The following is a 21,402-nucleotide window of genomic DNA, read 5'->3' as shown; positions in this document are numbered from 1 at the left end:
TCCTCACGCAGAGGCGGCCCGGACGACGAACATCCGGGCCGCCTCCAGCCATCTTGCCACGCCTGTAGGGCGCTACTCGGCGGCGACCTTGGAGCGCATGACGAGCTTCTGCACGCCGATGGTGGCGAGCTTGGCCTTCAAGGCGCGGGTATCGGTGGGGGTGCCTTGGAAGAACACCACCACGCGGTGCCAGTCCTTGCCGTCGGTCTGGCCGGATTCCACATCGCCCTTAATGCCAAGGGCCTTGATGCGCTTGAGGTGCGCGCGGGCGGAGTCGGCATCGGGGAAAGTCGCGGTCTGGTAGGCGTAGTCGTAGCGGCGGGTGTCGGCGTCGGGCTTCGGCGGGGGGGACGTTTTCTTGCCTTGGGCCTTGGACACAACGGCGTCGGCCAGCCTGTCCACCTTGCTGTCCGTCGGCTTGCGCGCGGACGCATCGGCCAAGGCCTTGGCCGGGGGCGGCGCATCCGGCTTGCTGGCCTGGGGCTTGGCGTCGGCTTTGGCCTGGGGCTTGGCGTCGGCTTTGGCCTGGGGCTTGGCCGCAGGCTTGACCGGCGGCCGTGGACGCTCCGCATCGATCGGCCTGCTGGGGGCGGGGCCGTCGTGGGCCTGGCCAAGGTGCTGGGTATAGGAAAGCTCCTCCGCCTTCAGCACCTCCTGCGGCGGGGCGGGCACGGTGGCCGGGACCTCTCGTGGCATGATGTCCGCCACGACGGGCACGGCAGTCTCGGGCTTGTGGCCCCGGCCCACCAGCACCCCAAGCACGAAGAAAAGGCTCAGGGCCAGGGCCAGACAGGCCACCAGGGCGGCGAACCCGCCAAACCCCATGCTGATGGTGTATTGCTTTCCGGAAACGCTGGGATCCTTCAGGCGTATGGGCGCATTCATGCCGGTCTCCTTGCGGGCTGGACTGGACGCGCCGCCTACTGGGCGGTCTCGTCAACGCCCGCCTGGTCCATGCGCTCCGGCGCGCTCACGCCCAGCAGGTCGAGACCCGCCGCCAGGGTCTCCGCCACGCAGGAAAGCAGCAGGAGCCTCGCGGCGGCCACATCCGGCCCGGCGGAAAGCACGTGGTGCTGCGTATAATACTTATGCAGCGCGGACGCCAGCTCCGAGAGATAGGCGCTTACGGCGTGGGGGGCCAGGTTCTCGGCCGCGTGGGCCACCACGTCGGGGAAACGCTCCATGAGGCGCAGCAGCTGCAGATCCTCCTCGGTGTCCAGGGCGGCAAGGCGCTCCTCGCCGGGCGCTGCCGGGACAATGCCCGCCTCCCGCCCCTTGGCCAGCATGGAGTGCACGCGGGCGTGGGCGTACTGCACATAATAGACGGGGTTGTCCATGCTCTTTTTGCGCACCAGCTCCAGGTCGAACTCCAAGGGCGAATCGCTCTTGCGCGAGAGGAACAGGAAGCGCGCGGCATCGGCCCCCACATAGGCCACCACGTCGGCCAGGGTCTCGAACTGCCCGGCGCGGGTGCTCATGGCCACCTGCTCGCCGTCCCTCAAAAGGCTCACCAACTGCACAAGGATCACGGTGAGGGCGCCCTGGCGGCCCAGGGCCGTCACCGCGCCCTGCATCCGCGGCACGTAGCCGTGGTGGTCGGCTCCCCAGATGTCGATGAGCCGGTCGAAGCCGCGCCTGAACTTGTCATGGTGGTAGGCGATGTCCGAGGCGAAGTAGGTAAGCTCGCCGCTGGACTTGCGGAGCACGCGGTCCTTGTCGTCGCCGAAGTCCGTGGTGCGGAACCAGAGGGCGCCGTCGCTCTCGTAGGTCAGCCCGCGCGCGGCCAGGTCGGCGAAGGCTTCGCCCACCTTGCTCGGCCCGCCGTCGGGCCCGGCGTCCACCAGGCTCTTTTCGGAAAACCACACGTCGTGCCCCACGCGGAAGTCGGCCAGGTCCTTCTTGATTCCGGCCAGAATCTCGTCCACGGCCGCGCGGAAGCAAATGTCCACGGCGTCCTTCTCCGGCATGGAGAGGATGCCGGGGTTCTCACGGCGCACGCGCACGGCGATGTCGCGGATGTAGTCGCCCCGGTAGAAGTCCTCCAGGTCGGGGATGGACGGATCGGCTATCTGGCGCAGACGCAGCCACACGGAGTCGCCCAGGATGCGCATCTGCCGTCCGGCGTCATTGATGTAGTATTCGCAGGACACCTGGTGCCCGGTCTTTCTGAGCAGGCGGGCCAGGCTGTCGCCCAAGGCCGCGCCGCGCCCATGGCCGATGTGCAGGGGCCCGGTGGGGTTGGCGGAGACGTATTCCACCTGCACCTTCTTGCCGCCGCCCAGGTTCGACTGGCCGTAGGCGGGCCCTGCGGCGCGCACATCGGCCAGAATGGTGCGCCAAAAGCCCGGCGCAAAGGTGACGTTCAAAAAGCCCGGCCCGGCCACCTCGATGCGTGCGAAACAGGCGTCCGCATCGGCGGCGCGCAGTTCCGCGGCCAGGGCCTCGGCGATGTCGCGGGGCTTCTTTTTGGCGGCAGCGGCCAGCAGCATGGCGGCGTTGGCGGAATAGTCGCCGAACTTGCGCTCGCGCGGGGGCTCGATGAGCAGCTTGTCCGGCCAGGGCAGTTCCATGCGGGTAAGCGCGGCGCGCAGGGCATCTTCGAGATATTGCTTGGCTTTCATGTGTTCCCCTTCGAAAAGCTGCGGCACGCTACCAGATTTCGCCCCCGGCGCAAAGCCCCGGAGCAAGGGGGATCCCGGCGGGTCAGGCAAGGGGGGCGTCAGGCCCAAGCAGAGCGAGCTCGGCGGCGTCCCACAGGCGCACGTCGAGGCCAAGGGCCGCGTACTCGGCGGCGAGGGCGTTCTTGTGGCCCAAGACCTCGCCCTGCAGGCGGCGCGGCGCGCACAGGGTCCGAGCCGGAACGCAGAGCCCGGCCAGGCGCTCCCGCACATGGAGCAGAAGGGCCTTGCTGCGCGCCAGCTGTCCCAGGGCCGGATGCCTGGGCCCGGCCAGCACCGGGAGCCCCGGCTCCTCGGCCAGGCCCACCCGCGCCGCAGGAACCCCGGCGCGCCACAACACGGCCAGCGCCCCGGCCAGGGCGTCCACGGTCCGGTCCAGCGGCCAGGGGGCATAGGCCCCGGCGCGCCACAGCGCGGCCAGTTCCGTGCCCTCCAGCACCAGACAGGGGTACAGACGGCACAGCTCCGGGGCCAGCGCGGCAGCGCGCGCCGCGTCCGCGGCAAAGGCTTCCGGCCTCTGGCCGGGCATTCCCGGCATCAGCTGCACGCCAAGGGCAAGCCCGGCGGCGAGCACAGCCTCGCAGCCGCGCAGAGCCGCGGCCCCATCGTAGCCGCGTCGGCTGGCCGCAAGGGCCGCGTCGTCAAAACTTTGCACGCCCAACTCCACCAAAGACAGCCCCAAATCCCGCAATTGCGCCAACGTGACGGCTCCCACGGCGTCCGGACGGGTGGAGCAGCGCACCCGCGCCACGCGGCCCGTGGCGAGATGCCGCCCGGCGCACTCCAAAAAGCGCCTGGGCCACGGTTCAGGCAGGGCGGTGAAGGTGCCGCCGTAGAATGCCAGCTCCACGGGCGGGCCGGGGCGGGAAAGGGCCTCTTCGAGGTCGCGCAGGGCCGCGTCCAGGGGCCGCGGGGCCTGGCCGGTCTGCGCGGTCTGGTTGCAGAATACGCAGCGGCCCGGGCACCCGGCGAAGGGCAGGAACACGGGCAGCACGGGCGGCCGCGCCTTTTTCGGCGGACGCTGGGGCTCCGGGTGGGGAAAGCGGGCCAGGATGCACCCGCCGCCGCCCTCCTGGTCCGGCGCCTTCAGGCAGGAGCGCACGCCGGGCCTCACGCCGGGGCCGGAACCGAAGGCGCGCCAGGGCCGGAGTCGGACACCAGGCGGCCGTCGGCAATGCGGATGAGCCGCCCGGCCTGGGCGGCCACGTCCTCGTCGTGGGTCACCAGCACAATGCTGGTGCCGGTGGCGTTCACCTGGGCGAACAGGCGCATGATGTCGGCGCTGGTGGCGCTGTCCAACTGCCCGGTGGGCTCGTCGGCCAGGATGAGGCGGGGCCTGTTGAGCAAGGCGCGCGCCATGGCCACGCGCTGCTGCTGCCCGCCCGAGAGATTGGCCGGCTTGAAGTTCACACGGTCGGCCAGGCCCACGCGGTCAAGCAGCTCCAGGCCGCGGGAGCGCAGCTCGCCCTGGGAGAGGCCGGAATACATGCCCGGCAACATGACGTTCTCCAGGGCCGTGGCGTAGGGCACCAGGTAGAAGCTCTGGAACACGAAGCCGAGCACGGTGTTGCGCAGGCGCGACAGCTCATCGTCCGCCAGGTGGGACACATCGCGCCCCAGCAGGCGGTAGGTTCCCGACGTGGGCGAATCCAGCAGGCCCATGAGGTGCAAAAGCGTGCTCTTGCCCGAACCGGACGTGCCTTGCAGGGCCACGAACTCCCCCGCGCGGATGGTGAGGTCGATGCCGGAGAGCACCTCCACTCCGGCCTCGGCGTTCTGGGCCACATCGGGCGCGGCGGCGGCCGGAGCGTCCGGCCGGTCCCTGCCGCCCGCGGCGCGGCCCCAAAGGCGGGCAAAAAGGCCGGGCCGGGCCTCTGGCGCAAGCACCTGCCGGAACACCTTGCGGATGCCGGAAAGCTCCACGACGGGCTGGCCCGTGGCAAGGGCGGAAGACCCGGCAGGGGCCATCTAGCGGGCCTTCCCGTCGCCGTTCTTATCGGCGGCCTTCTTGGCCTCGGCGGGTTTGTCCTGCCCGGCCAACACAATCTGCGTGGCCACCTCGTCGCCTTCGGCAAGGCCTTCAAGCACCTCGCTCTTCTCCAGACCGGGCAGGCCCAGCTTGGGCTCCACGCGGCGCACGCCCTCGGGCCGGGCCTTGTCCACCACGAACACGGTCTGCTTGCCCGCCACCCACTTGAGGGCCTGGTTGGGCACGGCGAGCACGTTCTCGCGCGTGTCCACCACGATGCTGCACTGGGTGGTCATCTCCGGCCGAAGCGACAGGGCGTGGTCGCGGTCCACGGTGACCAGGGCCTTGTAGTACACGATGTTGTCGCGGATCTCCGGCTCCGGGTACACGCGGTCCACGGCGCCGGTGAAGGCCTTGTCCGGCTGCGAGTCCACGCGAAACTCCACGGGCAGTCCCGGCCGCACGCGGCCCACGTCGGTCTCGTCCACGTAGATCCACATTTCCAGACGCGTGGGGTCGAGCACGGTGACGAGGTTGGCCACCTGCAGCCCGGCCACGATGGTCTCGCCCTCCTGGGCCGTGACCTGGGAGACCACACCGTCGATGGGGCTGACGATCTTGGTGTAGGAGATGCGCACGTCCAGGGTGCGCAGGGCGGCGCGCGCGGCGGCGGCCTCGGCCCTGGCGACGCGGTGGTTCTGCTCGCTCTCGTCCAGCACGCTCTGGGCTTGCAGGCCTTGCTGGGTGAGGGTCTGGTGCCGGGGCAGGGTGATGCCCGTGAACTTCGCCTTGGCCTCGGCCAGCTTGAGCCGGGCCTCGGCCTCCTCGCGCTGGGCGGTCAGCTCGCGGGCGTCGATCTCGGCCACCACCTGGCCCTTTTTGACCGCGTCGCCCACGCGCACGTACACGCGGGAGATGGTTCCCGTGGCGCGCGCGCCGATCTTGACGCTGGCGCCCACCTGGGCCTTGATGATGCCCGTGGCCTCCAGCACGCGGCTCACGGTCTCGCGGCCCACGTGCGCAGTGGCCAGCACCTTGGTCTGCCCGGCGGCGCGGCTCTTGTGCACAAGATACCAGCCCGCGCCCGCCGCAACCAGGGCGGCGACAACGTAGATGAGAAGCTTTTTCCGGGACATGTGCCTTCTTTCCGCCTCGCGGGTCCGCTCCGGCCACCCCTGGTCCGGAAACGGAGCAGGTTACCCAGCCCACGGCCCTTGTACGCACATCCCCCACCCTTGTTCAAGAGGGCAGGGCGCGGCGTTGCGGCGCTACCGCCGCACCTGGGTCACGACCTTGAGCCCGTATTTTTCGATCTTGGCGATGAGCGTGGGCCGGGAGAGCCCCAGCAACTTGGCCGCGCGGGTGCGGTTGCCGCCGGTCAGCTCCAGGGCCTCGGCGATGGCGCTTCGGCCCACGGCGTCGAGCACGTGCTCGAAGGCGTTCTCGCCCGCCCTGTCCATGAGCGCGCGGCGGATGAAGGCGCGCAGGGGGTCGTCCCCGCGCTCCGGGGCCACGGCCGCGGCGCCGGAGCCGATGGCCTGGAGCATTTCCTCCTGCCCTATGGGGCACCCGCGCGAAAAAATGAGCGCCTTCTGCACGGCGTTGCCCAGCTCGCGCACGTTGCCCGGCCAGCTGTGCGCGGAGAGCACGTCCAGGGCCTCCGGGGTCAGGCCGGGGTTCGGCATGTCCATCTCGCGCGAGAGGCGGGAGAGGAAGTGCGCGGCCAGGCGCGGCACATCGCCCGTGCGCTCGCGCAGGGGGGGCAGCATCACGGACACCACCTTGAGCCGGTAGTACAGGTCCTCGCGCAGCCTGCCCTCGGCCACGGCGGCCTCCAGGTCGCGGTTGGTGGCGGCGATGATGCGCACGTCCACGGGAATGGTCTCCCGCCCGCCCAGACGCTCGATCTGCTTTTCCTGCAACAGGCGCAGCATCTTGGCCTGCACGTTCATGGGCATGTCGCCGATCTCGTCGAGAAACACCGTGCCGCGCTGGGCCTGTTCGATCTTGCCCACCCGGCGCGAGCCCGCCCCCGTGAACGCGCCCTTCTCGTAGCCGAAAAGCTCGCTTTCAAGCAGGGTTTCCGGGATGGCCACGCAGTTGATGACCACAAAAGGCTTGTCCGCCCGCGCGCTGTGCTGCCAGAGCGCGCGGGCCACCAGCTCCTTGCCCGTGCCCGATTCCCCGCGCACCAGCACCAGCGCATCCGTGGGCGCCGCGCGGCCGATGGCCTTGAACACCTCCTGCATGGCGCGGCTTTGCCCCACCAGCGCGTCGTCCTTTGCGTCGTCCCCGTCCTCGTCCGGCCCTATGGCCACCCGCGCGCGCGCCAGCCGCCCGGCGTTCAGCGCCTGCCCGATGAGCCGGAGGATGTCCGGGATGTCGAAGGGCTTGAGGATGTAGTCGAAGGCCCCGAGCTTGGTGGCCTCGATGGCGGTCTCGGTGCCGCCGTAGGCGGTCATGATGATCACCGGCAGGCCGGGGCAGGACGCGCGCATGTGCTGCATGGCCTCAATGCCGGTCATGCCCGGCATCCGCACGTCCATGACCACGAGGTCGGGCGGGTTGGCGGCCACTTCGTCCACCCCGGCCTCGCCGCTGGGCGCGGCGCGCACCTCGAAGCCCTCGCCCTCCAGAATCTTGCCGAAGCTCTGGCGCAGCTGGGCGTCGTCGTCCACAATCAGGATCTGGGCCATGGCGTCTCCCCGCGGTCGGCGGCGATGGTTTCACGTGGCGGCGGCTTCAAAGCCCCCCGGCGAGGCCGGTCAGGACCTGAGCCAGACCTTTTCCCGCATGGGCAGCACCAGGACGAAGCACGCGCCCTGGCCGCGCTCGGAAGGCTTCAGGTGGAGGTAGCCGCCGTGCTCCTCCATGATGCGCGTGGCGATGGCCAACCCCAGGCCCGTGCCCTCCTCCTTGGTGCTGAAAAAGGGCTGAAACACGCGCTCCGCCAGCTCCGGACCGATGCCGGGACCGGAATCCGTAAGCTGGATGACGGCCACCCGCCCAAGCGGGTCCATGAAGCCCGTGTGCTCGAAAATCTCGATGCGCCCGTTCTCGCCCATGGCGTCGCAGGCGTTGAGCACCAGGTTCACCAGCACCTCCTTGAGCTGCTCCGGATCCAGGTCCAGGGCGGGCAGCGGCTGCTCGCGCCTCAGACGCACGTCCACGCCGTAGGTCTCCAGGCGGTGCTTCAAGAGCACCAGCGTCATGTCCACCACGTCCGAGGGGCTCATGTGCTGGAGCTTGGGCTTGGGCGGACGCGAAAACTCCAGGAAGTTCCGCACAATGGTGTCCAGATGGCGGATCTCCTCGCTGATGACCTCGAAGTCCTCCTTCTGCCCGGGGGTGAGGTCCAGGCCACGTTCCAGGGAGAACAGCCGCATCTTGACGCTGGTGAGCGGGTTGCGCACGCTGTGGGCCACACCGGCCGCCAGCCTGCCCACCAGGGCCAGCTTCTCGGCCTGCATCAAGTGCTCGCGCGATTCCTTGAGCAGGGCCTGGGTCTCGTCCACGTCGCGCAAGAGGCCGGTCACCAGCTCGCCCACGGCGCGCACCTCGTCGGACTGGCCGGGGGGGAGGGCCTCCGGCTCGGCCGACGGTTCGGACTGGCCGGGGGCCGCGTGGGCGTGTGCGGGGCCAAGGGCCGCGCCCAGCACCAACTGGCGGATGGGGCCGAGCACCTGCCGGAGCAGCACCCAGCCGAGCAGGATCCCCAGCACCGCCCCGGCCGGTATGACGAACAGCGAGGCCGTCGTCGCCGTGCGGGCCAGCGAGCGCATGGCCGAAACGCCAATATCCGCGTCGCGGGTGTGCAGGTCGAACAATTCGCGCGCCGCGTCCTGGGCGGTCTGCCTGTGCCGGGCCGCAATGGCCACCAGGAAGGCCCCCTCTCCGGGCTGGCTGTCCACAAGCTCGCGCAGGGCCGCGGACTGCAGCCGAACCCCCTCGTCCATGCGGTCAATGATCTCCAGCCCGGCCTCCAGCGGTTCGCTGGCGCGCAGCAGCTGCACGTCCTTGGCGATGGCGGTTTCACGGGCGGCGAACTCCGTCCGGCGGGCGTCGGATTGCCGAGCGGCCAGGGCGTCGGCCTCCAGGCCGGAAAGCTGTTCCGACAGCGACAGGGCCGCCACCTGCTGCCGCAGGTTCACCTGGCGCAGCACGTCCGTGGCGTAAAGATAGTGCTGGGCCAGCCAGTAGGTGGCCGTGGCCCCCGCGCAGGCGCACAGGGTAAGACCGACGAGCAGCGCGAACACGCGCCCGCGCAGCGAGGGCTGCACGCTCATGGCGATGCGCTTCAGGGCCGTGCTCAATGCTCCCACCTCCGGCGCGCACCATAGCCCATGGCCGGGCGCTTGTCAGCCGCGACCCTGGCGCCCCGGCGCAGCGTGTCAACCGGCAAATCCCGTCCTTTTGGCGGCCAATGGACGGGTCATTTCATCCCCGCGCCGCAGCCCGTGCTACACTCCCGGCCATGAACGACATCCTCCCCCCGCAGTTGCGGCTGCGTTACGCGCCGCCGCCCACAATCGCCCGGTTCATGGCCTCCCGCGCGCTGTTCCGGGGCCTCATGGGCCCCGTGGGCTCGGGCAAGTCCTCGGCCTGCTCGGTGGAATTGATGGCCAAGGCAGTGGCCCAGGCTCCGGACTCGGCGGGCTTTCGCCGCACCCGCTTCGCCATTGTGCGCAACACCTACCGCGAGCTCAAGGACACCACCCTCAAGACCTGGCTGTCCTGGTTTCCGGAAGACGGCTTCGGACCGTTCGGGCACTCGGACATGGCCCACCGCCTGGACCTGCCCCTTACCGACGGCACCCGGCTGCGGACCGAAATCCTCTTCCGCGCCCTGGACAAGCCGCGCGACGTGAAGAAGCTGCTGTCCCTGGAGCTCACCGGGGCCTGGGTCAACGAGGCGAGGGAGCTGCCCCTCACCCTCGTCGAAGCCCTGGGGGACCGGGTGGAGCGTTTTCCCTCCGGCCGCGAGGGCGGCTGCTCCTGGGCGGGCGTCATCCTGGACACCAACCCGCCGGACACGGACCACTGGTGGCGCCGCCTGGCCGAGGAGGAGCGCCCCGACAGCTGGGACTTCTTCGCCCAGCCCGGCGGCCTCGTGGAACGAAACGGACGCTTTCTGCCCAACCCGCTGGCGGAAAACCTGGACCACCTGCCCAAAGACTTCTATCTGCGCCGCATGAAGGGCAAGCATCCCCGGCACGTGCGCGTGTACTACTGCGGCCGCTACGGCTCGGCGGAGGACGGGATGCCCGTGTACCCGGAATTCGACGACGCCGTGCACGTGGCCCGCCGCGTCCTGGACCCCGCACCCGGCCTCACGCTCTTCATCGGCCTGGACTTCGGCCTGACCCCGGCCGCCGCCCTGGCCCAGCGCCTGCCCGACGGCCGCTGGCGCTACCTGGACGAACTGGTGACGCGGAACATGGGCGTCGCCCGTTTCGCCGCGCTGTTGCTGGACCTGCTGCGCACACGCTACCCCGGCCTGGCAACGGAGATATGGGGCGACCCGGCGGGCATGGCCCGCGCGCAGACCGACGAGCGCACGCCCTACGACATCCTGCGCGCCAGCGGCCTTGCCGCCAGGCCGACGCACACCAACGACCCCGTGCTGCGCCGGGAGGTTGTGGCCGCCGCGCTTTCGCGCCGCATCGACGGCCTGCCCGGATTGACGCTCTCCCCGCGCTGTTCCACGCTCGCCAAGGGCATGGCCGGGGCCTGGCGCTACCGCCGCCTGGCGGTCTCCGGACAGGAACGCTACGAGGATTCGCCGGAAAAAGGCCCCTTCTCCCACGTGTGCGAGGCCGCCCAATACCTGCTTCTTGGCGCGGGGGAGGATCTGCGCCTGCGCACCCCCTGCGCGCCGGGCGCACCGCGGCAGGCAAGGGCCCTGCCCTAGGCCGCGGGGCGAGGCACGGCAAACGGGCCAGAGGCGTTGCGCCCCTGGCCCGTGTTGTGTTGCGAATGAGGATACCGGAATCAGTTCTTGACGCGGTCCTTGGCGATGGCGGCTTTGTCCCGGCGTCCTTGGTCCGCCTATGCCGCAGCCTGGCAGGACGCCCCGAGGCTGCCGTGCTCCTCTTCGGACAGCAGCGTGTTCAGATCAAGCAGGATAAGCAGCCTGTCGTCCAGCTTGCCGACGCCTTTGATGTATTCCGCATCAACGCCCGACACGATGGCCGGGGGCGGTTCCACGGTGGCGGCGTCGATGCGCAGCACCTCGGACACGCCATCCACCACGAAGCCCACCACCATGCCGACGATTTCGACGACAATAATCCGGGTCTGCTTGTCCACGGCTTTGACATCCACACCGAAACGCCGCCTGAGGCTGATGATGGGAATGACCTTGCCCCGCAGGTTGATGACCCCGTCCACGAACGCCGGCGACTGGGGGACTCGGGTGATATCCATGGAGCGAATGATCTCCTGCACGCGCAGGATGTCGACGCCGAACTCCTCGTCCCCGATATTGAACGTGACGAGTTGCAGGAGCGTTTCCCCGAAACCTTGGGTCTTTTCTTCCATATCGCACCTCCGCTTTAGGCCGCCGCGCCCTGGGCCTTCATGTCGTTGATGAGGGTCTGCAGCACCTGGGCCTGCCTGGCCAGCTCGCTCACTGCCTGGTTGGCCTGACCCATAGCCTGGGCGGTCTCCGCGCTGATGGTCGCCACCTGCTCCACGCTGCGGTTGATCTCCTCGCTTGCGGCGGACTGCTGCTCGCTGGCCGTGGCGATGGAGCGCACCTGGTCGCTGGAGTTGTCCACCAAGGCCACAATCTGCTTCAACGACTGGCCGGAGCTGCTGGCGAGTTCGGTGGCCTGCTCTATGGTGGCGGCGGAGCGATCAACGTTCTCCATGTTCTTGCGGGTGCCGTCCTGGATGCCGCGGATGGCTTCCCCAACTTCCTTGGTCGCAGTCATGGTCTTTTCCGCCAGCTTGCGCACCTCGTCGGCCACCACGGCGAAGCCTCGGCCCGCGTCGCCCGCCCGGGCCGCCTCGATCGCGGCATTGAGCGCAAGCAGGTTGGTCTGATCGGCGATGTCGGAGATGACGTTCATGATCTGCCCGATGGCCTCGGCCTGCTTGCCGAGATTGGCCATATCAGCCTTCAGCGCGTGGGACTGGTCGCGCACCTCGCCGATGCCCCTGACCACGTTGCCCACGATGGAGGACCCTTCCTGCGCCTGCTTGCGCGCCGAGTCGGATGTCTCCGCCGCCTGCTGGGCGTTCTTGGCCACCTCAAGCACTGTGGCGTTCATTTCTTCCATGGCGGTGGCGGTCTCGGAAACGCGCTGGGATTGCTCCTCGGCTCCTCGGCTGGATTGTTCGATCTGGGCGGAGAGCTCCTCGGAAGCGGAGGTCACCACCTCGACTACGCCCTCAAGCTGCCGGGCGGCCTGGAGCATCCCCTCGGCCTTGGCCCGCTCGGCCTTGGCCTTTGCCTCGTGGGCCTCATCAGTGGCGATGGCCGCGAGTCTGGCCTGTTCGGCGGCCTCAGCGCTCTTCTGCTCAGCCTCGGCGATTTTACCTTTAAGGGTGGCGACCATCTGCTTCATGGCGCCGAACACGCCGATTTCCGCCCGTCCGGGGTCGAACTGCACCCCCAGGTCGCCCCCGGCGATGCGGAGCGCGAGCGTGGAGATGGAGCCGGGCTCGTCACCGAGCTGCTTCAGGGTGTCGCGCGCAACGACAACACCTATGCCCACGCCCAAAAGAATCGAGACCAGCGTGGCGATGATGGCCACCGTCCGCGTATTGGCGTACGCCGTGGCGCTTTCTTCGGCGGTCCACTTCGCCGTGGCGGCCTTCGACTCCACCAGATCGTCCAGCAGCTTCGTCACCACTGCCGCCTTGACACGGGCCTCGCCGTTGGAGAGCTCCTGGGCCTTCCTGCTCTGGGCCGCGTCAGTGGTGTTGCCCAACTTCATGACCTCATTGTGGGCGCTGTACCAGTCCTCAACGGCAGCCTTCGCCTTCATCAGGCGGGCCTTGCCCTCGGGCAGATAGAAAAAGCCGTCGATCTCTTCCAGGTTCTTCTTGAGGGCGGCGGCCTGGGGCTCTGCGGAAGCCAGGGCCTTGGCCAGATCCTCCTGATTGTCGGCGATGATCAGATTCTTTTCGTCGCGGATGAGGCGCAAGGCCCTGATATTAATATCGCGGGCCAAGTCCAGGCCCTTGAGATCCTTCGAGTACAGTAAATCCACGTCATCGGCCAACTTACCCAGGCCGCTTAGGGCATAAAGCGCAAGGGCCGCCGTCATGAACGAGAGGATACATGCGAGTCCAACCAGTTTCGTCATGGTCTTGAGCTTGCTCATTGCCGTCTCCATGGGGGGTAGAGCGTTGTAGAGGGGGGGCCTTTACCGCAAAAAAAACTACGTATATCAGCAACGTAATGACTACAAATTGCAGCCTTTGTCAATACAGATTCGGCGAAATGCCGCCTTCTCTTAAGAGGGATGTATAAAAAATGAATACAGGGGCGCGCAACCCGGGGAGGGGTAACTGCCCACTTGCACGGAGTGCAAACACAACACAACACGGGCCAGAGGCGTTGCGCCCCTGGCCCGTGTTGTGTTTGCGAATGAGGATACCGGAATCAGTTCTTGACGCGGTCCTTGGCGATGGAGGCCAGCCCCGCTGCCTGCGCCGCTGCCGGAGCCAGCTCGCACCCGCACTGGGGCGCGGCCTTGCGGGCAATGGCCGGGATGAGGTTGGGCATGACGGACAAAAGCGACAGACACAGGGCGGCCAGGTAGGGCGCGCTCTGCACCACAAGGATCACGGCCCAGGTGACGATGTCCGGGTTCTCGGTGCCGTAGCGGGCGATGACGCCGCCCGCGGCCACCCACAGGGCGGCGAGCACGAAGAGTTCCTCGCGGGCCATCATGAGGCCGCGCACCACGGCGCTTCTTTCCTCGCACTTGGGCGTGCGCAGGAAGGGCTTGTTCTTGGTGGTAAGGCCCTGGAAAATGGCCTTGGCGATGGTATGGGTGAGGGCCAGGCCTGCCACGGCCGCGCCGATGCGCTCCCACAGGCCGCATTTCACGCGGGTTTTGTAGAGCCACATGAAGTGGAACAGCTTGAACAGGAACGCGCCCAGGGGCGGCAGAAGGAAGATGCTGAGCGGCGTGCCGAAGTAGCGCGGCAGGGCCAGCATCCCCAGGCTCCAGACCAGGCTCACCACGAGCACGGCGATCTGGGTGGCGTCGGCGAACCAGGGCAGCCAGCCCGCGAGGAAGTGGTACTTCTGGCCGTTGTCCAGGCCGGTGGTCTTGTTCCAGGGCATGAGCTGGCGCCAGTGGCGCTTGAGGATCTGCACCGCGCCGTAGGCCCAGCGGAAGCGCTGGCTCTTGAAGCCGGCGTAGGTGTCCGGGGTGAGGCCCTGGCCGAAGCTTTCGGGCACGTACACGGCCTGGTAGCCGCGCTCGAACACGCGCAGGCCAAGCTCCGCGTCCTCGCAGATGCACCACTCGCCCCAGCCGCCCACCTCGTCCATGACGGCCTTGCGGATCATGGTCATGGTGCCGTGCTGGATGATGGCGTTGCGCTCGTTCCTGTGGACCATGCCGATGCGGAAGAAGCCGTCGTACTCCCAGGCGCACACGGTCTTGTAGGGCTCGCCTTCCCAGGCGCGGTGGTCCTGGGGCGACTGCACGATGGCCACGTCCGGCTTGTCGAAGTACGGGGTGAGGGACCGGAGCCAGCCGGGCTTCACCTGGTAGTCGGAGTCCACCACGGCGATGATGCGGGCGTCCGGGGCGGTGTTCTTGAGGGCGAAGTTGAGCGCGCCCGCCTTGTAGCCCGGCCATTCCTCCAGGTGGAAGAAGCGGAAGCGGGGACCGAGCTTGGCGCAGTGCTCCTCAAGGGGCTTCCACAGGGCGGGGTCGTGGGTGTTGTTGTCCACCACCAGCACCTCGAAGTCCGGGTAGTCCAGGGCGGCCAGGCTGTTCAGGGTCTCCACGACCATGGCCGGCGGCTCCTTGCAGCAGGCCAAGTGGATGGACACCTTGCGCAGGCCCTCGTCGGCGTCGTGGCGCAGGGGGAAGAAGCGGCGCTTCAGGCCTTCAGGCCACAGCATCTCGCTCATCTCGAAGCCGTTGATGAGCACCACGGCGAGCAAACCGATCTGCATGGGCAGCAGAATGGCCCAGGCAGCGGTCTCGGCGGGCAGAAACTCCACGGTGATGGGCGTGAAGACGATCCAGACCATGGAGCTGACCACGGTCTGCATGAGCAGGCAGAAGAAGAGCCTGCCCTGGAAGGGCTGGTCCTTGCGCTTGTACAGGAAAAAGCCGATGGGAATGAGGCTGAGCAGGGAAAGGCCCCACTGCACGGGCCAGAGGCTGTCCTCCAGGATGGGGCCGACAAGGGGGATCTTGTTCTCCCGGTCCACGGTCCAAATGCCCCAGTGCGCGCCCACCACGCCCTCAAGCGGGCGCTTCCAGGGCTGGTCGAAGGCCTCCATGACGCAGTAGTCGATGTTCTGTTGCACGGCGAGGTTCATGAACTGGCGCAGGAACTTGGCCTCGTTGGCGATGGAGGCCTTGGCCTTGCCCCAGCGCTCGCCGTTCGACGGCCAGCCGATTTCGGCCACAAGCACGTGCTTGTTCGGGAAGCGCTTCACCACCTGGTTGTAGCGGTGCATACTCCACTCTATGGCCTTTTCCTCGGGCACGCGCTCCCAGTAGGGCAGGATGTGGATGGCGATGAAGTCCACGCTGTCGGCCAGCTCGGGATTGTTGATCCACACGTGCCAGGGCTCGGCGGTGCTCACCTGGACATGGGGGGCGGCCTCCTTCACGCGGCGGATGTATTCTGCCAGCGCCGCGGGCTTGAAGTCCCCGCGCAGGATGGATTCGTTGCCCACGATGGCGCGGGTGACGTTCTTGTGCTCGTGCAGGTTCTTGATGAGCCCGGCCATTTCGGTCTCGTTGCGCTTCATGCGCTTGTCCAGCCAGGCGCCCGCGATGACGGGCATTCCGTGCTTGTCGGCCAGTGCGGGGATCTGCTCCATGCCGTCCATGGAGGAGTAGGTGCGGATGGCCCCGGCCTTGCCCTTGAGGAAGACGATGTCCTCCTCGATCTGCTGGGCGGTGGGGAACTTGTTGACCAGCGGGTCCTGGTCGGCCCGGTAGGGGCTGAAGGACACGGCCTTCACCTGTCCGGTGAAGTCAAGCTGCTGCTCCGCGGGACGGTTGAACCAGGCCCACAGGCCCAGATTGACAGCGAACACGATGAGCACGATGAGTGCGTTCTTGCGCATAGCCCGCCCACTCCAGGTTGGCGTCGATCATCAGTTGAACGTTTGCGCCGCCGCGGCGGCCCGGAGAACACCCTGTCCCCACCCCATAAAAACAGCGGCCAACGGCCGCTTCACACAGCGCCAAATTGATGCGGGGCACCCCGTTACGCCTTCCGTTTTTTTCAGGCAACAGGCCCGGTCGAAACCGGCGTGCCCCTTACGGCAAAAGTGTACCATCCGTGCGCACAAGAGCCTGTTCGGCACCCGCAGCAACGCGCCTGCACCGTTTAAAGCAAGGCCCATGCCACTTTGGAACACCAAAGAATCACAGGTGATTTTAAAAAAGTTACACGAGCACGCATTTTCTTGTGAGTAAATTTTGCGCACAAACGGCGGTGCGCGTCCGTCCTCCCTGGCGGGCAGGCACCCGCGCGCTTCCCTCTCTGGCGGAAATAAGGCAAGAGCATTGACAGGAGGCGGATATGGGTTCCTCGTTCCTGCCATGGGCGGGGCTGGCGGTTCTTGCGGCCCTGGCCGGACTGGGCGTTGCCTGGTGGGGGCGCACGCGCTTCGTGCGGGGGCGGCGTGCGCTGCTCGCCGTGGCCGCCTTTCTGCTTGTGGGCGCGGCCGGGGGCTACCTGGCCCACGGACCGTTGGCCGAACGGATCGCGGCCTCGCGCCGGGCAGAAGCCTCCGCGCGCGCCGCTGACGTGTTTCGCACCGACGGCCTGCTGCGGGCCTTGGCGCAGGCCGACCCCGAACGCGCCGACGCCCTGCGCGCACGGCTGGTCCAGGCGCTTGCCGCCGCGACGGACAACGAGGCCGCCCAGGTGGAGCAGCGCCTGCGCGCCGAGGCCCTGGGCGAGGCCCTGGCCGCGTCCTTCGCGCGGCTGCCCAACGCGTCCGACGAGGCCGCCGCACGGCTGGCCCAGGCCCTGCTGGACTGTCTCACCACCCTGCGGGAGACCGACGCCCTGCTCTGCCAGGGGCTTTTGCACCCGGCGTCGGCCACGGGCGGTCCGCTTACCCGCAATGCCCTGGAGCGGCTCCCCGGCGGTGCGCGCAAGACTCTGGAGAGCGCCCTGGCCCTGGTGCTGGCCTCAAGCTCCCTGCGGCCCAGGGCCGCGCCATTGCCGGAAAAGACCGATGCCGCGCTGGCCGACATGTTCGCCGAAAACCTGTCCGAGTTTCAGGCCGCCTACGGCTCCCCGCGCGAGGTGGCCGCGCTGTTCGAGGCCCTGGCCGAGCCGGAGCACGCCGGGACCATCGCCCCGGACACCCTGTGCGCCTTTGCCCAGGACCTGCTGCGGGCCTTGTTGCGTATGCCCCCGGCCGAACGCGGGCCAGGGATGCGCCGACTGCTTGGCGCGGGCTGACCCCCGCCCCACGCCCCCGCCGCTCGCCAGCCGATTTCGCGCCTTTCACCGATTCCCCCGCCACCCCCCCCCACGCATGGGGTAGGAGCCCCGGAGCCCGCGCGACGGATTCCGCATCCGCGCGGCGCACCCACACGCCGGGACACGCGACACGCTGAGGAGGGACATGGTGATGGAGTATCAGGAACCGGACCGGAGTGGGCGCCCCCACGCCTGCACGGCCGAGGCGGAGGCCTGCGCAAACACGCCTGCTGGCGTACTTGCCGATGCGACGGCCGTTGCGTCCATGGACGCGGGCAGGGGCTGGGCGGTGGCGTTCTGCGGCCTGGGGCTGAACCTTGCCCTTGGCGTGCTGTACGCCTGGAGCGTGTTCGCCAAGGCGCTCACCGAACCGGTGGGCGCGGGCGGGCTGGGCCTCAGCAAGACCGAGGCCAGCCTGCCGTACATGCTGGCCATCGCCCTGTTCGCGCTGGTGATGGTTCCGGCGGGCCGGATGCAGGACCGCTTCGGGCCGCGCGCGGTGGCCATGGCCGGGGCGCTGCTCACGGGGGCCGGGCTCATGGTGGCCGGGCTGGCGCAGCCGGGGGTGTTCTGGCCGCTCTTGCTCGGCTTCGGGCTCATGGCCGGGTCTGGTTTCGGCCTGGGCTATGCGGCGGCCACGCCAGCGGCCATCAAATGGTTTCCGCCGGAGAAAAAGGGGCTCATCACCGGACTGGTGGTCAGCGGGTTCGGCCTGGCCCCGGTGTATATCGCGCCCCTGGCCCGGCACCTGCTGGAAGGCCACGGGGTCGGCCGCTCCTTCCTGATCCTCGGCGCGGCCTTCACCGTGGCGGCCTTGGCCCTGGCCAGCCGCATCGTGAACCCGCCCGCGGGGCGTTCCCCGGGCCAAACCGCCCGGGCGGCCGCCCCAAGCGGCGACTGGCGCGCCATGCTGCGCTCCCGCGCCTTCTTCCTGCTCTATGCCGAATACGCTTTCGCCGCCCTGGCCGGGCTCATGGTCATCGGGCATCTGGCGCGCATCGTGGCCGTGCAAAGCGGCGGGCTGGTGCAGACGGGCTTCCTCTTCGTGGCCTCCATGGCCGTGTTCAACGCTCTGGGCCGCCTGCTGGCGGGAATGCTCTCCGACAGGCTGGGCCGTATGCGCACCCTCATGCTGGTGTGCCTGGCCCAAGCGGCGGCCATGCTGGTGCTGCCCACGGTGCAGGGCCAGGCCGGGTTCTTCGCGGCCAGCGCGGTGGTGGGCTTCAGCTACGGGGCCTGCCTGGCGCTGTTTCCGGCCACTGTGTCCGACTACTGGGGCGCGCGCGGCTTCGGGCTGAACTACGGCCTCCTGTTCACGGCCTGGGGCGTGGGCGGCGTGTTCGGGCCGCTTCTGGCCGGGCGCATCGCCGACGCCACAGGCAGCTACGCCCTGGCCTGCCACATCGCCGCCGGGCTGATGCTGGCGGCAGCGGGACTGACCCTCTGCACCAGGCGACCGGAGCAGACCAAGGCATGACGTGACGAACCACTCGTTCCGCCCGGCCGCATCGGCCACGCCATAACACAGGCCGCCCCATGGCCGCCGGACCTGCCCGATCACCGGGCCGGAGGCGGCCTGGGACGGGCCAAGCTCCGGTTGGCCGCCCGGCCCACTTGACCTTTGCCCGCATCTGGGGGAAAGTGCGCCGATTTTTCACGCGGCCAGGCTGGCACCCCGCCTTGCCGCATCTTTTTTGGAGCGCCAGTGACCGACCCTCAATTTCTCAAGGATCTCGCCCGCGAGGCGGGCCGACGCCGCACCTTCGGCATCATCAGCCACCCGGACGCGGGCAAGACGACACTGACCGAAAAGCTGCTCCTCTACGGCGGCGCCATCCAGATGGCGGGCACGGTGAAGGCGCGCAAGGCCGCCCGCTACGCCACCAGCGACTGGATGGCCATGGAGCGGGAGCGCGGCATCTCCGTCACCAGCTCGGTGATGCAGTTCGAGTACCAGGACTTCGCCGTGAACCTGCTGGACACCCCGGGCCACCAGGACTTCTCCGAGGACACCTACCGCGTGCTCACCGCCGTGGACTCCGCCGTCATGGTCATCGACTCGGCCAAGGGCGTGGAGACGCAAACGCGCAAGCTCATGGACGTGTGCCGCCTGCGCGACACGCCCATCATCACCTTCATCAACAAGATGGACCGCGAGGGCCGCGAGCCCCTGGACCTTTTGTCCGACATCGAGGAGAGCCTGGGCATAGAGTGCGCGGCCATGACCTGGCCCGTGGGCATGGGCAAGGGTTTCAAGGGCACCTGGAACATCCTCAAGAACCAGCTGCACCTCTTCTCCGCCACCCACGGCGGCAAGATCCAGGAAGGCATCGTCATCAAGGGCCTGGACGATCCCAGGTTGGACGAGCTGCTGGGCACCCAGGCCGACGACCTGCGCCGCGACATGGAGCTGGTGGAGGGAGCGGGCTACCCCTTTGACCGCGAACGCTACCTGGCGGGCAAACAGACCCCGGTGTTCTTCGGAAGCGCCATCAACAACTTCGGCGTGCAGGAGCTTCTGAACGCCTTCGTTGACCTGGCCCCGGCCCCCAGGCCCCGCACCGCCACCACCCGAGAGGTGGCGCCCACCGAACCAGAGTTCTCCGGCGTGGTGTTCAAGATCCAGGCGAACATGGACCCGGCCCACCGCGACCGCATCGCCTTCCTGCGCATCTGTTCCGGGCGCTTCACCCGCGGCATGAAGCTTCGGCACCACCGCATCGGCAAAGACGTCACCATCGCCAACGCCACCATCTTCATGGCCCAGGACAGAAGCAACGTGGACGAGGCCTGGCCCGGCGACATCATCGGCCTGCACAACCACGGCACCATCAAGATCGGCGACACCTTCACCGAAAAGGAGCCGCTGAAGTTCACCGGCATCCCCAGCTTCGCCCCGGAGCACTTCCGCCGCGTCATCCTCAAAAGCCCGCTCAAGGCCAAGCAGCTGCAGAAAGGGCTTGCCCAGCTGGCGGAGGAAGGCGCCGTGCAGGTGTTCCGGCCGCTCATGGGCAATGACTACATCCTGGGTGCGGTGGGCGTGCTCCAGTTCGATGTCATCATGGCCCGGCTCAAGGACGAGTATGGCGTGGACGCCCTGTACGAACCCGTCCAATACACCTGCGCGCGCTTCGTCTCCTGCGAGGACAAGCGCACGCTGGCCGACTTCGAACGGGCCATGCACTCCTCCCTCGCCAAAGACGCGGAGGACAACCTGGCCTACCTCGCCCCCAGCCAATGGCGGCTGGAGGACACCCAGGAGAAATGGCCCGATGTACGCTTCAACACCACCCGCGAACATGAATAGGCGCGCACCCAAAAAGCCCCCCCAGGACCTCTCGCATCTGGCCCCCATCGCCGATGGGGCCGAAATGCCCGAAGAGCACAAGCGGGCCTTCACCACCGAAGAAATCGGCTTGCTCCCCCTTACCGCCTTCGTGGGCAAGATCATCCTGGTGGAGTGCGACCGGCAACTGCACCAGGCCATGCATGTGCTGCACCAGGAAGAACTGCTGGGCTTCGACACCGAGACCCGGCCCATCTTCAAGAAGGGGCAGGTGCCGCCCCCCGCCCTGCTGCAACTCGCCGGAAGCCGCGATGTCTACATCTTCCAGCTCCCCAAGCTCGCCGACAAGGCCGTGCTCACCGAGCTGCTGGCCTCGCGCCACATCGTCAAAAGCGGCGTGTCCGTGCGCGACGACCTCAAAGGACTCAAAGAACACTTCGAGTTCACCGAGCGCGGCTTCGTGGACCTGGGCGAGGTGGCCAAACGCCTGGGCATGGCCACCCACGGCCTGCGCAACCTCTCGGCCAACCTGCTGGGCGTGCGCATCAGCAAGGGCGCGCAATGCTCCAACTGGGCACGCGAGGCGCTCTCCACCAAGCAGATCGTCTACGCCGCCACCGATGCCTGGATCAGCCGCGAACTGTACCTCAAATTCGCGGACATGGGCATGATCGACCGGGATCCCCCCTCCAGGCAGTAGCTCGCGCCGCCCCTGCACCCCCGCCAAAGGGCCGCGGGCCCTCTGAAATCCCTTTGTGGAGGGTTCCGGCGGGGAGAGGTTTGGGGCCCAAAAAAGACAGGAACTCTAGACG

General features: G+C 68.2%; 15 protein-coding genes. 5 read left to right on the top strand and 10 right to left on the bottom strand.

Going from position 1 to position 21,402, the window contains the following annotated elements; genetic code table 11:
- Positions 1-72: 72 nt before the first annotated feature.
- The 7 genes from CHB73_RS17220 to CHB73_RS07100 all read right to left on the bottom strand — a co-directional run bounded on the left by CHB73_RS17220 (position 73) and on the right by CHB73_RS07100 (position 8,960).
- Positions 73-885, bottom strand: coding sequence for an SPOR domain-containing protein (locus tag CHB73_RS17220; protein WP_089273581.1), 813 nt, complete (start codon positions 883-885; stop codon positions 73-75).
- A gap of 35 nt (positions 886-920) precedes the next feature.
- Complete coding sequence (argS, locus tag CHB73_RS07125; RefSeq protein WP_089273579.1) at positions 921-2,621, bottom strand: arginine--tRNA ligase; 1,701 nt, start codon at positions 2,619-2,621, stop codon at positions 921-923.
- A gap of 82 nt (positions 2,622-2,703) precedes the next feature.
- A complete protein-coding gene (locus tag CHB73_RS07120; RefSeq protein WP_235641546.1) occupies positions 2,704-3,780 on the bottom strand; it encodes an elongator complex protein 3 in 1,077 nt (358 codons plus the stop codon).
- An 8-nt stretch (positions 3,781-3,788) separates the two neighbouring features.
- A complete protein-coding gene (locus CHB73_RS07115) occupies positions 3,789-4,646 on the bottom strand; it encodes an ABC transporter ATP-binding protein (protein WP_089273577.1) in 858 nt (285 codons plus the stop codon).
- Complete coding sequence (locus CHB73_RS07110; RefSeq protein WP_089273575.1) at positions 4,647-5,783, bottom strand: efflux RND transporter periplasmic adaptor subunit; 1,137 nt, start codon at positions 5,781-5,783, stop codon at positions 4,647-4,649. It lies immediately after the preceding gene.
- Between the two features lie 132 nt (positions 5,784-5,915).
- Entirely contained in the window at positions 5,916-7,343 is a 1,428-nt protein-coding gene (locus CHB73_RS07105) for a sigma-54-dependent transcriptional regulator (protein ID WP_089273573.1), read from the bottom strand.
- 69 nt (positions 7,344-7,412) lie between these two features.
- On the bottom strand, positions 7,413-8,960 hold the full coding sequence (locus CHB73_RS07100) for a sensor histidine kinase (RefSeq protein ID WP_235641545.1): 1,548 nt from the start codon (positions 8,958-8,960) through the stop codon (positions 7,413-7,415).
- A gap of 161 nt (positions 8,961-9,121) precedes the next feature.
- Between CHB73_RS07100 and CHB73_RS07095 the strand changes: the two genes are divergently transcribed.
- Positions 9,122-10,558: a hypothetical protein gene (locus CHB73_RS07095; RefSeq protein WP_089273571.1), complete on the top strand. Its 1,437-nt coding sequence runs from the start codon at positions 9,122-9,124 to the stop codon at positions 10,556-10,558.
- 137 nt (positions 10,559-10,695) lie between these two features.
- Here CHB73_RS07095 and CHB73_RS07090 read toward each other — a convergent pair whose 3' ends face one another.
- The 3 genes from CHB73_RS07090 to CHB73_RS07080 all read right to left on the bottom strand — a co-directional run bounded on the left by CHB73_RS07090 (position 10,696) and on the right by CHB73_RS07080 (position 15,928).
- Positions 10,696-11,187: a chemotaxis protein CheW gene (locus CHB73_RS07090; protein ID WP_089273569.1), complete on the bottom strand. Its 492-nt coding sequence runs from the start codon at positions 11,185-11,187 to the stop codon at positions 10,696-10,698.
- A gap of 14 nt (positions 11,188-11,201) precedes the next feature.
- A complete protein-coding gene (locus CHB73_RS07085) occupies positions 11,202-12,980 on the bottom strand; it encodes a methyl-accepting chemotaxis protein (protein ID WP_179216943.1) in 1,779 nt (592 codons plus the stop codon).
- A 281-nt stretch (positions 12,981-13,261) separates the two neighbouring features.
- Positions 13,262-15,928, bottom strand: coding sequence for a glycosyltransferase (locus CHB73_RS07080; RefSeq protein ID WP_089273567.1), 2,667 nt, complete (start codon positions 15,926-15,928; stop codon positions 13,262-13,264).
- A 461-nt stretch (positions 15,929-16,389) separates the two neighbouring features.
- Between CHB73_RS07080 and CHB73_RS07075 the strand changes: the two genes are divergently transcribed.
- From CHB73_RS07075 to CHB73_RS07060, 4 genes are all read left to right on the top strand, one after another.
- The gene (locus CHB73_RS07075) at positions 16,390-17,283 is read left to right on the top strand and encodes a hypothetical protein (RefSeq protein WP_089273565.1); all 894 of its coding nucleotides are present in this window, start codon (positions 16,390-16,392) and stop codon (positions 17,281-17,283) included.
- A gap of 172 nt (positions 17,284-17,455) precedes the next feature.
- Complete coding sequence (locus tag CHB73_RS07070) at positions 17,456-18,781, top strand: L-lactate MFS transporter (RefSeq protein ID WP_218819368.1); 1,326 nt, start codon at positions 17,456-17,458, stop codon at positions 18,779-18,781.
- A 228-nt stretch (positions 18,782-19,009) separates the two neighbouring features.
- Positions 19,010-20,611 carry a peptide chain release factor 3 gene (locus tag CHB73_RS07065; protein ID WP_089273563.1) on the top strand — a complete coding sequence of 534 codons (1,602 nt, stop codon included), beginning with the start codon at positions 19,010-19,012 and terminating at the stop codon, positions 20,609-20,611.
- Entirely contained in the window at positions 20,604-21,290 is a 687-nt protein-coding gene (locus CHB73_RS07060; protein WP_235641544.1) for a 3'-5' exonuclease, read from the top strand. The genes CHB73_RS07065 and CHB73_RS07060 overlap by 8 nt, the downstream gene beginning before the upstream one ends.
- Positions 21,291-21,402 lie beyond the last annotated feature (112 nt).

The organism is Humidesulfovibrio mexicanus, assembly GCF_900188225.1.
Taxonomy (GTDB): domain Bacteria; phylum Desulfobacterota; class Desulfovibrionia; order Desulfovibrionales; family Desulfovibrionaceae; genus Humidesulfovibrio; species Humidesulfovibrio mexicanus.
This window is presented reverse-complemented; position numbering and strand designations above follow the sequence as displayed.

Excerpts from the sequence above, each read along its gene's own strand:
- CHB73_RS07060 (WP_235641544.1), top strand. The coding sequence starts at position 20,604 with ATGAATAGGCGCGCACCCAAAAAGCCCCCCCAGGACCTCTCGCATCTG.
- CHB73_RS07110 (WP_089273575.1), bottom strand. The coding sequence starts at position 5,783 with ATGTCCCGGAAAAAGCTTCTCATCTACGTTGTCGCCGCCCTGGTTGCG.
- CHB73_RS07115 (WP_089273577.1), bottom strand. The coding sequence starts at position 4,646 with ATGGCCCCTGCCGGGTCTTCCGCCCTTGCCACGGGCCAGCCCGTCGTG.
- CHB73_RS07105 (WP_089273573.1), bottom strand. The coding sequence starts at position 7,343 with ATGGCCCAGATCCTGATTGTGGACGACGACGCCCAGCTGCGCCAGAGC.
- CHB73_RS07085 (WP_179216943.1), bottom strand. The coding sequence starts at position 12,980 with ATGAGCAAGCTCAAGACCATGACGAAACTGGTTGGACTCGCATGTATC.
- CHB73_RS07070 (WP_218819368.1), top strand. The coding sequence starts at position 17,456 with ATGGAGTATCAGGAACCGGACCGGAGTGGGCGCCCCCACGCCTGCACG.
- CHB73_RS07080 (WP_089273567.1), bottom strand. The coding sequence starts at position 15,928 with ATGCGCAAGAACGCACTCATCGTGCTCATCGTGTTCGCTGTCAATCTG.
- CHB73_RS07075 (WP_089273565.1), top strand. The coding sequence starts at position 16,390 with ATGGGTTCCTCGTTCCTGCCATGGGCGGGGCTGGCGGTTCTTGCGGCC.
- CHB73_RS07090 (WP_089273569.1), bottom strand. The coding sequence starts at position 11,187 with ATGGAAGAAAAGACCCAAGGTTTCGGGGAAACGCTCCTGCAACTCGTC.
- CHB73_RS07095 (WP_089273571.1), top strand. The coding sequence starts at position 9,122 with ATGAACGACATCCTCCCCCCGCAGTTGCGGCTGCGTTACGCGCCGCCG.
- CHB73_RS17220 (WP_089273581.1), bottom strand. The coding sequence starts at position 885 with ATGAATGCGCCCATACGCCTGAAGGATCCCAGCGTTTCCGGAAAGCAA.
- argS (WP_089273579.1), bottom strand. The coding sequence starts at position 2,621 with ATGAAAGCCAAGCAATATCTCGAAGATGCCCTGCGCGCCGCGCTTACC.